The organism is Streptomyces sp. NPDC060198, assembly GCF_042728415.1.
Lineage (GTDB): Bacteria > Actinomycetota > Actinomycetes > Streptomycetales > Streptomycetaceae > Streptomyces.
The window spans coordinates 1-13,154 of sequence record NZ_JBHWZJ010000051.1; the positions used below are offsets into that span (position 1 = coordinate 1).

General features: G+C 72.9%; 12 protein-coding genes. 9 read left to right on the top strand and 3 right to left on the bottom strand.

The features are described 5' to 3' along the window. Positions 1-19 precede the first annotated feature (19 nt). Entirely contained in the window at positions 20-1,054 is a 1,035-nt protein-coding gene (locus ACFWEP_RS09875) for a chitinase (RefSeq protein ID WP_387368316.1), read from the bottom strand. 292 nt (positions 1,055-1,346) lie between these two features. On the opposite strand from ACFWEP_RS09875, the gene ACFWEP_RS09880 reads away from it, so the two are divergent. From ACFWEP_RS09880 to ACFWEP_RS09890, 3 genes are all read left to right on the top strand, one after another. Then, complete coding sequence (locus ACFWEP_RS09880) at positions 1,347-1,733, top strand: hypothetical protein (RefSeq protein ID WP_387368318.1); 387 nt, start codon at positions 1,347-1,349, stop codon at positions 1,731-1,733. A gap of 62 nt (positions 1,734-1,795) precedes the next feature. Further along, a complete protein-coding gene (locus ACFWEP_RS09885) occupies positions 1,796-3,985 on the top strand; it encodes a bifunctional polysaccharide deacetylase/glycosyltransferase family 2 protein (protein WP_387368320.1) in 2,190 nt (729 codons plus the stop codon). Beyond that, positions 3,985-5,235, top strand: coding sequence for an acyltransferase (locus ACFWEP_RS09890; protein ID WP_387368322.1), 1,251 nt, complete (start codon positions 3,985-3,987; stop codon positions 5,233-5,235). The genes ACFWEP_RS09885 and ACFWEP_RS09890 overlap by 1 nt, the downstream gene beginning before the upstream one ends. A gap of 46 nt (positions 5,236-5,281) precedes the next feature. Here the strand turns inward: ACFWEP_RS09890 and ACFWEP_RS09895 are convergent, their stop codons facing one another. Continuing rightward, complete coding sequence (locus ACFWEP_RS09895; RefSeq protein ID WP_387368324.1) at positions 5,282-5,728, bottom strand: nitroreductase family deazaflavin-dependent oxidoreductase; 447 nt, start codon at positions 5,726-5,728, stop codon at positions 5,282-5,284. A 119-nt stretch (positions 5,729-5,847) separates the two neighbouring features. Beyond that, a complete protein-coding gene (locus ACFWEP_RS09900; RefSeq protein ID WP_387368326.1) occupies positions 5,848-6,888 on the bottom strand; it encodes a MerR family transcriptional regulator in 1,041 nt (346 codons plus the stop codon). A gap of 187 nt (positions 6,889-7,075) precedes the next feature. Between ACFWEP_RS09900 and ACFWEP_RS09905 the strand changes: the two genes are divergently transcribed. The 6 genes from ACFWEP_RS09905 to ACFWEP_RS09930 all read left to right on the top strand — a co-directional run bounded on the left by ACFWEP_RS09905 (position 7,076) and on the right by ACFWEP_RS09930 (position 13,154). Further along, positions 7,076-7,711, top strand: a complete 636-nt coding sequence (locus ACFWEP_RS09905; protein ID WP_387368328.1) for a sigma-70 family RNA polymerase sigma factor — start codon at positions 7,076-7,078, stop codon at positions 7,709-7,711. A gap of 92 nt (positions 7,712-7,803) precedes the next feature. Beyond that, on the top strand, positions 7,804-8,031 hold the full coding sequence (locus ACFWEP_RS09910; RefSeq protein WP_328717999.1) for a hypothetical protein: 228 nt from the start codon (positions 7,804-7,806) through the stop codon (positions 8,029-8,031). A 237-nt stretch (positions 8,032-8,268) separates the two neighbouring features. Further along, positions 8,269-9,501 carry a lycopene cyclase family protein gene (locus tag ACFWEP_RS09915; RefSeq protein ID WP_387368330.1) on the top strand — a complete coding sequence of 411 codons (1,233 nt, stop codon included), beginning with the start codon at positions 8,269-8,271 and terminating at the stop codon, positions 9,499-9,501. Between the two features lie 7 nt (positions 9,502-9,508). Beyond that, a complete protein-coding gene (locus ACFWEP_RS09920) occupies positions 9,509-10,267 on the top strand; it encodes a methyltransferase (protein ID WP_387368332.1) in 759 nt (252 codons plus the stop codon). Then, positions 10,264-11,835 carry an FAD-dependent oxidoreductase gene (locus ACFWEP_RS09925; RefSeq protein ID WP_387368334.1) on the top strand — a complete coding sequence of 524 codons (1,572 nt, stop codon included), beginning with the start codon at positions 10,264-10,266 and terminating at the stop codon, positions 11,833-11,835. Before ACFWEP_RS09920 ends, ACFWEP_RS09925 begins: the two co-directional genes overlap by 4 nt. A gap of 233 nt (positions 11,836-12,068) precedes the next feature. Beyond that, positions 12,069-13,154, top strand: a complete 1,086-nt coding sequence (locus tag ACFWEP_RS09930; RefSeq protein WP_387368336.1) for a branched-chain amino acid aminotransferase — start codon at positions 12,069-12,071, stop codon at positions 13,152-13,154.

Here is a 13,154-nt window from a genome sequence, read left to right on the forward strand (position 1 = left end):
GCGACGGACCGTGCTCGCCTCACCGTCCCCCGAGGGCCTCGCCGAACGCCCCGTCGGCCTGTTCGACACCGCTGCACGAGTCGTCGGCCCCGGTCGTGTCCGCACCGGCGCACGCCCGGTCGCGGAAGGTGGCCCACAGTGAGAGCGCCCCCACTCCCCGCTTCCCGGCGAAGGTCCGCAGGGCGGACGCGTCGGCCAGGGTGAAGGTCTCCCCCGCCACGTCGTTGACCCCGGCCATCACGGTGAGGTGCAGGGCTTTCCACGCCGCGGCGGAATCGAGGTCCAGCGCAGTCGCCAGCTGGGTGTGCGCGACGCGGGCCGCCTGCTGTGCGTACTGCCCCATGTTCCCGGTGTGGGACTCGCTGTAGTTCATCACCATGACGTTGACCGCCGAGAGAGCGACGCCCTTGGCGACGGCGTCGTCCAGGAGCGCCAGAGCGCTCGCCTCCAGGCCGTCCGGCATCACCGGCAGGGTGTACGTGACGTCCAGGTCCCGGGACTTCTGGAGCAGCCGGATCGCACGGTCACGGCGCGCCACGGACGCCTCGTCGGTGAGGGTGCTCCCCTCGACGTCGAAGTCCGCCTTGTCCGCGCCGACCGCGTCCAGCACCTCGGCGTACGCGTCCGCGAGCTCCTGGGCGCTGCCACAGGCACGCGCCAGTTCACTACCTGCGGCGCCGCCGAAGGAGACCCGCACGTCGGCACCGGACGCGGTGAGCGCGGCGACCCGCGCGAGCACCGTCGCGTCGTCGGCAGCCGCACTGCCGCCCCAGCTCGGGGTGCAGCCACCGTCGTCGGCGACGACGAAGGCGAGGTTGTACGTGTCGGGGGAACCCGCCCCGTCGGTGTCCGAGGCGGTGGTGGCGCTGGCATAGGGGGTGTAGGCGGGGCCGTCGGCGGCTTGTGCCGAACCGGTCGGCGGTGCGGGCGCGTTGGCACTCTGGTCGGCGACCGTACCGGTGGCGCATCCGCCGCAGGCCAGCGCGAGGGCGGCCAGGCCGGCGAGCGACGCCGTGACGCGTTCCGACCGTGCGGGCGCGGATGTTCCACGCAAGACAGCACCTGCTCTCTCGTCCGAAGTGCCCCGGGACGGGTGACGAAAGGGGCGACATCCACCGCAAACCTCTCACGGTCCGGCCTCCGCCAGAACCGGCGCATCTCACATCCGGCGGTCCGGTGTCCTCACCGTCGGCGCCGAATCCCTTACGGGCAGAGGAAGTCGGGCGTTCGCACGGCGTCGGCGGCCGAGCCCGACTCTCAGCGACCCGACAGCTTGCGGACCGTCGCACAGCGCGCGCTCAGGGTCCTGCCACGGGGCGCACATCGGCGCCCGCCACCATGCGCTCATGCATGCCGACACCGTTTCCCAGAAAACCCCGACGCCGCACGGCCGCCGCCGCAGGCACGCGGGTCCCGCGCGGCGAAGGCCGGTCGAGGGGCCCGTGTTCGTCGACGCCTCGGGGCGCCGGGCCCGGCTGCTGCGCCGGGTCGGGGCCGTGCTCGGGCTCGCCGTCGTCGGCTACGCGGCCGTGCTCGGGCTCACCTTCATGGGTGGCCTCTCCATGTCGCCCTCGCAGCTGCTGCCCTTCGACGCCGGGCAGTCCGCCCCGGGCGATCACGCTCCCCCGGACGCGTCCGCGCGGCCCACCGGAGCCGCGACGCAGCCCGCCCGCGAGGCGACTTCGCCCACCGGCGGGACCGCGGACGCCATCGATGCCGCAGACGCCCGGTGACCGCCTCGACACGGCATCGCCGCCCGTCGGGCCGGGAGGCGCGGCACGCGACCCCGGGCCGGATGGAACGTGTCCGCCGGCAGGCCGTCCCCCGTCCTCGCGCGGTACTGGCGGTCCTGCTGCTGCTCGGGCTGGTCAGCACCCTGCTGCTGGACGGCTACCTGCGCTCCGAGGTCGGCGGCGACCAGCGGGTGCGCTCGGGTGCCACCTCGGACGAGGTGCCGCAGAGCGTGCTGGACGGCGGCCCGTTCCTGAGCTTCACGGACGGCGAGGCGCGCTCGGAGTCCGTACCGGACAAGACGATCGTCCTCACCTTCGACGACGGGCCGGACCCGGAGTGGACCGCGCGGGTGCTGGACGTCCTCGACGACAACGACGTGCCCGGCACGTTCTTCCTGGTCGGTTCCATGATCGCGCGCCATCCCGACCTGGTGCGCGAGATGGTCGCCGACGGTGACGAGGTGGGCGTCCACACCTTCACGCACGTCGACCTCTCCTACCAGAGCGCGGGCCGTGTGACACGCGAGATCGCCCAGACGCAGCTCGCGCTGGCCGGGGCCGCGGGCATCACCACCAACCTGTTCCGCGCCCCCTACTCCTCCACCCCCGACGCCATCGACGACTACAGCTGGCCGGTCTACGAGAAGCTGGGGGCGATGGGGTACACCAGCGTCTTCATCGACACCGACAGCGAGGACTGGAAGACGCCGGGCGTCGACGCGATCGTCCGGGGCGCCACCCCCGCGAGCGGCGAAGGCGCGTCCGTCCTCTTCCACGACTCCGGCGGCGACCGCTCGCAGACGCTGAAAGCGCTGCCCGCGTACATCAAGAAGATGAAGGCCGCCGGGTACACCTTCACCACCGTCAGCGGCGCCCAGCAGCAGGCCGTAGGGGACTCCGGCACGGCGGCGCCCGTGCCGGCCGGCGGCTCCGCCGTCGCCGCCCCGGAACAGGCCGCGCACCACACCGCGGACGCCGCGTCGGTCTGGGAGGGGCGGGGGCTGCTCCTCGCCGTCGCCGTGGCGGAGTGGACGGTACCGGCGCTGGCCACCCTCCTCGGGGTGGTCGGGGTCGCCGTACTCGGCAGGTTCGGGCTGATGGTCTTCCTCGCCGGGCGCCATGCCCGGCGGCGGAACCGACGGCGGTTCTCCTGGGGGCCCGCGGTGACCCGGCCGGTGAGCGTCGTGGTGCCCGCCTACAACGAGAAGGAGTGCATCGCCGGCACATTGACCTCGCTCGCCGCGAGCACCCACCCGATCGAGATCATCGTGGTCGACGACGGATCGACCGACGGGACCGCCGAGATCGCCGAGTCGCTCCGGCTGCCCCAGGTCCGGGTGGTCAGGCAGGAGAACGCGGGCAAGTCCGCAGCCCTCAACAACGGGGTCCGCCAGGCCAGTTGCGATCTGGTCGTGATGATGGACGGCGACACCGTCTTCGAACCCGACACCGTGGCGCAGTTGGTCCAGCCCTTCGCCGACCCCCGGGTCGGCGCCGTGGCGGGCAATGCCAAGGTCGGCAACCGCGACACCCTGATCGGGGCCTGGCAGCACATCGAGTACGTCATGGGCTTCAACCTCGACCGGCGGATGTACGACCTGCTCGGCTGCATGCCCACCATCCCGGGCGCGATCGGGGCGTTCCGCCGTGAGGCAGTGCTCCGGGTGGGCGGGATGAGCGAGGACACGCTCGCCGAGGACACGGACATCACCATCGCCCTGCACCGTGCGGGCCACCGGGTCGTCTACACCGAGCACGCCCGGGCGTGGACCGAAGCACCCTCCTCGTTCAGCCAGTTGTGGCGCCAGCGCTACCGCTGGAGCTACGGCACCATGCAGGCGCTCTGGAAGCACCGCCGCTCGGTCACCGACCGGGGGCCCTCGGGCCGGTTCGGCCGGATCGGGATGCCGCTGGTGGTCCTCTTCCAGATCCTCACCCCGCTGCTCGCCCCGCTCATCGACGTCTTCACCGTCTACGCGATGCTCTTCGTCGACTTCGAGGGGTCGCTGCTGGCATGGCTGGCCGTACTCGGCATCCAACTGGCCTGCGCGGGCTACGCGTTCCGCCTCGACCGGGAGAAGTACCGCTACCTGCTGATGCTGCCGCTCCAGCAACTCGCCTACCGGCAGATGATGTACCTGGTGCTGATGCACTCCGCGCTGACCGCGCTCACCGGCGGACGGCTGCGCTGGCAGAAGCTGAAACGCACCGGTGCGGTGGGGGTACCTGGCGCTCCCACGGAGGCGGACTGATGGCCGGCGCCCACCGCAAGGCCGCGACGAGGCGCCAACCCCTGCCACGAGCCGGGCGGTTCGGGGAGCCGAAGGCGCGCGGGGGGCGGGACCCGTACTTCGACGGCCTGCGCGCCCTCGCCCTCGTCCGCGTGGTCGCCTATCACACCTTCGGATGGCCCTGGCTGGGGTTCGTCTTCCCGTCCATGGGCGTGATGTTCGCGCTCGCCGGTTCCCTGATGGCGCGTTCGCTGGAGCGGCCCGCGTGGTCGGTGATCCGCGGCAGACTGCGCCGGCTCCTCGTGCCGGTCTGGGTGTTCGGGCTGGTTCTCGGCACGGCGATGGTGCTGCACGGGTGGGTTCCCGGCCCGGACGCGCTGTACTGGGTGCTGCCGGTCGGTGATCCGCCGGGCAACGCCTGGGGCGAGCAGGCGTGGGCGGTGCTCTGGTATCTGCGGACCTATCTGTGGTTCGTCCTGCTCTCCCCCGTACTGCTGCGCCCGTTCTCCCGGTGGCCCCTGCCGGTTCTGGCCCTGTCGCTCGTACCGGCGGTGCTGCTGGGCACGGTGTGGCAGGTGCCGGACGGGCGGCTGGGCAGCGGGATCAGCGATCTGTCGGTGTTCCTCTTCTGCTGGCTGCTGGGCTTCGCGCACCGCGACGGCACCCTGGACCGCATCCGGCCGGGGCGGGTCGTCGTGGTGGCGGCGGGACTGATGGCGGCGGGTGCGTGGTGGGCTCTGACCCACCGGGCCGGCGGGAGCTACGACCTCGACGACATCCCGCTCGCCCAGGCGCTCTGGTCCGGCGGTGCGGTCGCCCTGCTCCTGCGGTTCGGGCGGCGTGGGGCGGACCCGGGCCGCCCGGGGCGTGCGTCGCTCGGCGCCGGAACGCCCTGGCCGCGGCGCGATCCGGAAAGTTCGAAGAAGCGGCGGGGTGCCGTACCGGACGTCGACACCCCGACCGTGATCCTCCGGACACGACCGGGGTCCGGCGCCCCTGCCACGCCCATCCGCCGTTCCCCTCTCGGGCGACTGGTGCGCGTCTTCAACTCCCGGGCCGTGAGCATCTATCTGTGGCACGAGGTCGCACTGATGCTGAGCGTGGTGGTGATCGATCTGATGTGGCAGGTGCCGTCACTGGAGGAGCGTCTCCCGCTGGGCAGCACGTGGTTCCAGTTCGTGGTCGCATGGCCGCTGATCGCCGCCGCCGTCGCCGTGTTCGGCTGGGTGGAGGACCTGGCGGCCGGGCGGTCGCCACGGCTGCTTCCGTGAGGGCCCGGCCGTTTCGGCGGAGAACCGGGAGAGACGGTCGCGCGCGTCAGTGGGGCTTCGGAGCGGGCTCCAGGACGAAGACGGGGATCACCCGGGCCGTCTTCTTCTGGTAGTCCGCGTAGTCCGGGAACGCCTCGACCGCGCGCTCCCACCACACGGCCTTCTCGTCCCCGGTCACCTCACGGGCGATCATGTCCTGGCGGACCGGACCGTCCTGGAGCTCGACCCGGGGGTCGGCGCCGACGTTGTGGTACCAGACCGGGTGCTTCGGAGCCCCGCCGAGGGAGGCGACCACCGCGTAGACGCCGTCGTGCTCGACGCGCATCAGCGCGGATTTGCGGATCTTCCCGCTGCGGGCGCCCCGGGTGGTGAGCACGACGACCGGCATGTCGCGCAGGGTGGTGCCCTGCGTCCCGCCGGAGCTCTCGTACAACTCGACCTGGTCACGCACCCACTGGGTGGGGCTGGGCTCGTACTCGCCCTGGAGCGGCATGGTGTGTCCCGTCGTCGTTGGGTCCGGCCGCGCCTTCGCCGTGCACGGCCGCGTCCATCATGCAGTGCCGACGCCCCGGGGCGGGTGTCCGGCGCGGCGCGCCGCGCTCCGCCGGTGGTTCAGCGGGAGGCGAGCGCGGACAGCAGGGCGAGCGCCTCGGCCAGACTGGTGGGGCGCAGCACGCCCTCCGGCTGGTGCCCCGCCCAGCCGGGTCCGGCGAGCACGACGGTCGGGGCCGCGCGGGCGCCGCGCACTCCCCATTCGATGGAAGCGATCCGCTGGGCCAGCGGCCGGCTGGCCGTCGAACGTCCCTGCGACCAGAGGACGATGCCGGCCGGACCGGTGCGCCGGGCGGCCTCCTCCAGCGCATCGACCGGCAAAGCTGCCCCGAACATCCGTACGGGCAAGCCGCGTTGCATCAGCCCCGCGGTGAGCGCTTCCAGGGGCAGCGTGTGATTCTCGTCCGGCGCGCAGGCGAGCAGCGAGACGGCGGCACCGCGTGCGGGTGGCGGGCCGACGGCGGCGCGGCGGAGCGCGGTGGAGACGTGCCAGGACAACAGGTGCTCCACCTCCACGTACCGCTCGCCGGAGCTCTCCCACCGTCGGCCCACAGCGTTCAGGGTCGGCATGATGACTCCGTCCCAGGCGGCCACCAGCCCGTGCCGGTCGATCGCGCGGGCGAGCTGGTCCTCGACGGCGCGGGCGTCCAGACGCACGGCCGCCCGAGCGAGACCCCGGGCTTCGGTGCGCCCGCGGCCGACCGGGAGAGCGCCCGGAGCGGTGGACGGGCGGGCCGGCGCGGGGCGCGTCTCCCCGGCGGCGCCCGGGGACGCGCTTCCGGCACCCGACGCGGCGGCGAGCGCGGCGCGGGCGGCCTCAGCCGGCGGAAGCCCGGCGCTGGTGAAGTCGCACATGAGCATGAGGAGTTCGACGTCGCCGGAGGTCCAGCGCCGGTGTCTGCCGCCTTCCCGCTCGGCCGGCCCGATGCCGTAACGGCGCTCCCAGGAGCGGAGGGTGGTGGGGGCCACACCCAGCAGCCGCGCGACGGCTCCGGTGGTCAGTCCTCCGTCATGACCTGCGGGGCGGGGGCCGTTGGTGCCCGGTGCGGCCGTGATCCCGGGGCTCGACGTCTCCGCGTGCCCGCGACTCGTTGCGTCCATGCGGCCACGATACGACGCAGAAACGATGCATGTTGCCGCGTCGGCGGGGAGCCGGGTTGTCTGGCACCGATGGAACACCCCGGCTCCGGCGATCCGTTGGCGTTCCTGGCCGGGCGGCGGTGCGGTCTCAACGGCTTTCCGCCGCCCGGACTCCGGGCTTCCCGGGTTCCCGAGGAGGAGGACACCGATGACCGCAGTCGACGTACCGGTGGGGCATCGCGCACCGGAGGACCTGATCCGCCCGCCCGCCGAGGAGCGTAGCGAGGACGAGGACCACGCCGCAGCAGAACTGGCGGATGGACTTCTCCGAGGCGACGCGGAGTCCTTCGAGCGGATCTTCCGTCGGTGGGGAACCCTGGTGCACACGCTGGCCGCGCGTTCCCTCGGCGATTCCCGGGAGGCGGAGGACGTCACCCAGCAGGTGTTCCTGGCCGCGTGGCGGGGGCGCGCCGGCTACCGCCCGGACCGGGGACCGCTGCCCGGGTGGCTGGTCGGCATCACTCGGCGCAAGATCGCCGATGCCCTGGCCGCCCGTACCCGGCGCGGCGAACTGGCTTCCGCGTCCGCCGCACGGGAGCAGGTGCGCGGCACCGAGGGGGGCGGGCCGGAGACGGTGCTCGACCGGGTCCTGGTCGTCCAGGAGCTGGGCAAACTCCCCGCCGTGCAGCGGCACATCCTCTGCATGGCCTTCTTCGACGACCTCACCCAGGTGCAGATCGCCGAGCGGACCGGCCTGCCGCTGGGGACCGTCAAGAGCCACGCCCGCCGGGCCTTGGCGCGGATGCGCCGGTCGCTCACGACGGCCGCGCCGGAGATGCGCTGACGCGACGTCACCGCGTTCGAACGCGTGGGAGGCCGCCCCGGGTGCGTCCGGCCGGTGCCCCCGGAGGGAAGCAGGTCCCGAGGGAGGTGCACATGGCGCACCATGTCCACGAGGACGACCTGACAGAACTGGCTCTCGGTCACCGGTCCGCACATGACGGCCCCGTAGTCGCGCACCTGCGCCGGTGCGCGGACTGCCGAGCCGAGTTCGAAGCGCTCGGGGCCGTGGTGGCGGCCGCCCGCGCGGTGACGGCCGCCGACCTTCCCCTTCCGCCGCCGCAGGGGGTGTGGGAGGCGATCAGCGCCGAGATCGGTGGATGAGGGCGGGGCACGCGCGCGCAGAAGCACCTCCGCGCGCGTCCGACGCGCGACACCCACGCGTCGGATGCGTCCGGGAGGGCTCCGGCTGCGCGAGTATCGGCGGGAGCACCGGTGCGGTCCCGGAGCACGCCACGCGCCGCTGTGACCGGTATGCCCGTGTCCCGCCCGTGCGCCGTCCCGTGGACGGCAGAAAGCCGCCCGCCCGTCCACCTCTTCCCGGAGGAGAGAGCGTCCCCCTTGACGTACGCCGACGTGGTCATCGTGGGTGCCGGAGCGGCCGGTCTGTCGCTGGCGTACCGGCTGTGCGCGCCGGACGGGCGAGTGCCGCTCTCCGTGCTCCTGGTCGACGCTCCGCCCGGGCCGCTCCGCCCGCCGCCGCGCACCTGGTGCTTCTGGGAGGAGCCGGACGGCGAGTTCGACGCGGCACTGTCCGCCTCCTGGCAGCGGCTGCGGGTGCGCGCGGCCGACGGCTCGCCCACGGTGGCGGTGCCGTCGCCGCTCCGGTACAAGATGCTCCGGTCCGACGCGTTCGCCGCGCTGGTGGAGAGTCGGCTGGCGACAGCCGTGGGTTTCGGACGCGTCGAACTGACCGTAGGGGCGGTGCGCGACGCGGCCGGGGGCGGTGGTGAGGTGGTCGGCGAGGACGCCCGGGGCCGTCGAACCGTGGTGAGGGGGCAGTACGTCTTCGACTCGCGTCCGCCCCAGCAGCTGCCGGCGGCCCGGACCACGCTGCTCCAGCACTTCACCGGCTGGTTCGTCCACACCGAGCGGCCGGTGTTCCATCCGGACACCGCCGACCTGATGGACTTCCGGACCCCCCAGCCGCGCCACGGCCTCTCCTTCGCCTACGTGCTCCCGCTGGGCGCGTGCTCAGCCCTGGTGGAGTACACGGAGTTCTCCCGCATCCCCCTCGAACCGGCAGCCTACGAACGGGCGTTGGACCATCACCTCGGTGAGGTGCTCGGCGCGTCGCCCTACCGGGTGTCCGCGACCGAGCACGGTGTCATCCCGATGACGGACGGCCGCTTCCCCCCGCGCGCCGGACGGTCGGTGTTCCGCATCGGTACGGCGGGCGGCGCCACCCGGCCCTCCACCGGCTACACCTTCGGCGCGGTCCAGCGTCAGAGCCGGTCGCTGGCGGCGGCGCTGCGCGCCGGAAAGCCGCCGCGGACACCACCCCCCTACCGTGCCCGGTCCCTCGCCATGGACGCGGTCCTGCTGCGGGCGCTGGACACCGGACGGGTGGACGGCGCCGCCTTCTTCGCCCGCCTCTTCCGCTCGGTGCCCCCAACACGCCTGCTCCGTTTCCTGGACGGATCGGCCCCACTGCGCGAGGAGTTGCTGGTGGGACTGCGCACCCCGATCGTCCCGATGCTCAGGACGGTCGCCGAACTGCCCTTCCGCACCCGCCGGCCCGCCCCCGATCCGCCCGTCTCCTCCCCCCTCCCGCACCCCTTTGATGAGGAATGACCGCCCCATGACCCTGCTGCACGATGCCGAGTTGTCCTCCGCGTTCGATCACGCCTCCCTCGCCTACGACCGTCTGGTGGCGGCCAACCCCGGTTACCACGCCCATCTGCGGCGCTCCGCCCGCCGCCTCGGACTGCCCCACGGCGGGGCGGGACTCCGGGTGCTCGACCTGGGGTGCGGTACGGGGGCCTCCACCGCCGCTCTGCTGGCCGCCGCCCCGTACGCGGAGATCGTGGCCGTCGACGCCTCCGCGGGCATGCTCGCGCAGGCCACCGCCAAGAAGTGGCCCGCCCACGTCGACTTCGTACACTCCCCGGTGGAGGTGCTCGCGAACAGCCTCGGGGCGAACCGGAACAGCGGCTCCGTCGACGGCCGCTTCGACGCGGTGTTCGCCGCCTATCTCTTCCGCAACGTCACCGATCCGGACACCCTCCTCGCCTCGTCCCGCGAACTCCTCGTCCCAGGAGGCCGGTTGGCGGTGCACGAATACGCCCTGTCGAAGGGACGCGCGCACCGGGCCCTGTGGAATTCGATCTGCCGCTCGGTGGTGATGCCGCTGGGCCGGGCCACCGGAGACGGGGAGCTCTACCACCATCTCTGGCGCAGCGTGATCGCCTTCGACACCGCGCCCATGTTCGCCGAACGGGTCGGCCGCGCCGGCTTCGAGGAGGTGCGGGTGCTGCCGCTGCCCGGCTGGCAGACCGGTATCGCCCACACCTTCGTCGCCCGGGCGCCGCGCCGTCGCGGGGACGGGAGCGCGGCGTGAGGCGGTCGGGCGGCCGGGTCCCGGACGGCCGGCGGCACGGCCGCGACCGACGGGCCGAGGTACTCCGGGCCCCGGAGGGCCGTGCGCGGTTCGACGGCGGGGCCCCGGCGGTGGCGGTGATCGGCGGCGGCATCGCCGGGCTCGCGGCGGCCACCCTGCTGGCCGAGCGCGGCGCGCGGGTCACCCTCCACGAACGGGAGCCGACGCTCGGCGGACGGCTCGCGGGGTGGTCCACCCGGCTGGCGGACGGCTCCTCGGTCACCATGAGCCGGGGCTTCCACGCCTTCTTCCGTCAGTACTACAACCTGCGCGGACTGCTCCGCCGGGTGGACCCCGGGCTGGAGTCGCTCACCGCCGTGCCGGACTACCCGCTGCGGCACAGCGACGGGATGTACGACAGCTTCGCCCGGGTACCGCGCACCCCTCCGCTCAGCGCGATGGGGTTCGTCGCCCTCAGCCCCTCCTTCGGGGCGCGCGATCTGCTGCGGATGAACCCGCGCGCCGCGCTGCCACTGCTCGACGTCCGTGTTCCCGAGGTGTACGAGCGGCTGGACCGGGTCAGCGCCCGCGACTTCCTGGCGCGGGTCCGATTCCCGGAGGCGGCGCACCACTTGGCCTTCGAGGTGTTCTCGCGGAGCTTCTTCGCCGATCCGGGCGACCTCTCCGCCGCGGAACTGGTCCTGATGTTCCACATCTACTTCCTCGGCTCCAGTGAGGGACTGCTCTTCGACGTACCGGCGGAGCCGTACCCACAGGCGCTGTGGGACCCACTCCACGGATATCTGGAGAAGCACGGGGTGCGGGTGCGGACCGGCTCGACGGTGGAGAGCGTGACTCCCGCCCCGGACGGCGGGCTGGACGTCACGGCGGACGGCCGCACCCGCCGCCGGGACGCGGTGGTGCTGGCACTCGACTCCGGCGGGCTGCGCCATCTGGTGGCGGCCTCTCCCGGACTCGGCGACGGCCGGTGGCGCGGCAGGCTGGCACGCCTGCGCACCGCCCCGCCCTTCCTGGTGTCGCGGCTCTGGCTGGAGCGGCCCGTAGCGGCTGACCGCCCGGGCTTCCTCGGCACCAGTGGGTACGGCCCGCTGGACAACGTGAGCGTCCTGGAGCGCTGGGAGGGCGAGGCTCTTCGGTGGTCCCGCCGCACCGGCGGCTCGGTGGTGGAGCTGCACGCGTACGCGGTGGCACCGGACGCGGACCGGGCAGCCGTACAGGCCCAGCTGGTAAGCCAGTTGCACCGGGTCTACCCGGAGACCGCGGGTGTCCGGGTGGTGGACTCCCGGCACGAATGGCGGGCGGACTGCCCGCACTTCCCCGTGGGCGGCTACCGCGACCGTCCCGCCGTACGCACACCCCACCAGGCCGTGGTCGTCGCGGGCGACCTGGTCCGCACCGAACTGCCGGTCGCTCTGATGGAACGGGCCGCCACCAGCGGGTTCATGGCCGCGAACGCCCTGTTGGCCGACTGGGGGGTGCGGGGCCAGACCCTGTGGACGGTGCCGCGCACCGGACGATCGGTGGTGCTGCGCCAACTCGCCCGGCTGGGAGGGGCGCACGACGGCTGACACAAAGGAGGCGGGCATCCGGTTCCCGCTCGCCACGGGCGACGGGAGCCTGCATGCACGACCTCAAGGCTCGGGAACAAGTGGTGGATGATCTCGAAATCGGCTACGCACCATGGAACTTCCCGTGCATCGGACTCCATGTGAACCGCCGATATGAGGCATTGCCGCCGCCTGTCCGGCAATTCGTGGCGGGCACACGACGAGTTGTGGGGGAGAGCCTTTAAAATCCGGCCATGACCACCGACTTTCCTCTTTCCAGGACGACAAGTCCCACCTCCGAAGCCGAGCGGGCGGGCATCCTTGCCGCACCGGGGTTCGGCCAGTACTTCACCGACCACATGGCCACTGCCACGTGGACCGAGGAGGCGGGCTGGCACGACCACGGGATCGGTCCGCTGAAGCCTTTCTCGATGCACCCCAGCGCGGCGGTGCTGCACTACGCGCAGGAGATCTTCGAAGGCCTGAAGGCCTACCGCCACGCCGACGGCAGTGTCTGGCTGTTCCGCCCGGAAGCCAACGCTCGGCGGTTCGCCCGATCCGCCGAGCGGTTGGCACTCCCCCAGCTCTCCGAGCAGGAATTCATCACCAGTGTCGAGGAGTTGGTGCGCGCCGACGAGCCGTGGGTTCCGGCGTCCTTTGGCGAAGAGAGCCTTTACCTCCGGCCGTTCATGTTCGCGTCCGAGGCGTTCCTCGGTGTGCGGCCCGCCGCCCGGGTGACGTACTCGGTGATCGCCAGCCCGGCAGGCCCCTTCTTCGCCTCGGGCGTCACCGGCGTCACCCTGTGGATCAGCGGCGAGTTCACCCGCGCGGCCAAGGGCGGCACCGGGGCGGCCAAGTGCGGCGGCAACTACGCGGCGGGGCTCGCGGCGCAGATCGAGGCGAAGCGCCACGGCTGCGACCAGGTCCTGTACCTGGACAGCGCCGGCGACGGAACCTTGGAGGAATCCGGCACCATGAACGTGTGCCTGATCACCACGGACGGCCGGCTCGTCACCCCGGCTCTCGGCACGATCCTGGAGGGCGTCACCCGTGACACGGTGCTGAAGCTGGCCGCCGACTTCGGGCTGACCCCCGAGGAGCGGTCCGTCAGCCTGGGCGAGCTGCGGTCCGGGGCCGCGGACGGAAGCATCACCGAGGTGTTCGCGGCCGGCACGGCTGCCGTGATCACGCCCATGGTCGGGTTCAAGGGCGACGGCTACGAGTTCACCGTCGGCGACGGTACGCCGGGCAAGCAGACCATGGCGCTGCGCGATCACGTGCTGGACATCCAGCACGGTCGTGCGGAGGACAAGCACGGCTGGATGCGCCGGGTGATCTGA

Coding starts and splice junctions, on each gene's coding strand:
- ACFWEP_RS09890 (WP_387368322.1), top strand. CDS start 3,985: ATGGCCGGCGCCCACCGCAAGGCCGCGACGAGGCGCCAACCCCTGCCA.
- ACFWEP_RS09885 (WP_387368320.1), top strand. CDS start 1,796: ATGGAACGTGTCCGCCGGCAGGCCGTCCCCCGTCCTCGCGCGGTACTG.
- ACFWEP_RS09895 (WP_387368324.1), bottom strand. CDS start 5,728: ATGCCGCTCCAGGGCGAGTACGAGCCCAGCCCCACCCAGTGGGTGCGT.
- ACFWEP_RS09880 (WP_387368318.1), top strand. CDS start 1,347: ATGCATGCCGACACCGTTTCCCAGAAAACCCCGACGCCGCACGGCCGC.
- ACFWEP_RS09920 (WP_387368332.1), top strand. CDS start 9,509: ATGACCCTGCTGCACGATGCCGAGTTGTCCTCCGCGTTCGATCACGCC.
- ACFWEP_RS09905 (WP_387368328.1), top strand. CDS start 7,076: ATGACCGCAGTCGACGTACCGGTGGGGCATCGCGCACCGGAGGACCTG.
- ACFWEP_RS09900 (WP_387368326.1), bottom strand. CDS start 6,888: ATGGACGCAACGAGTCGCGGGCACGCGGAGACGTCGAGCCCCGGGATC.
- ACFWEP_RS09910 (WP_328717999.1), top strand. CDS start 7,804: ATGGCGCACCATGTCCACGAGGACGACCTGACAGAACTGGCTCTCGGT.
- ACFWEP_RS09930 (WP_387368336.1), top strand. CDS start 12,069: ATGACCACCGACTTTCCTCTTTCCAGGACGACAAGTCCCACCTCCGAA.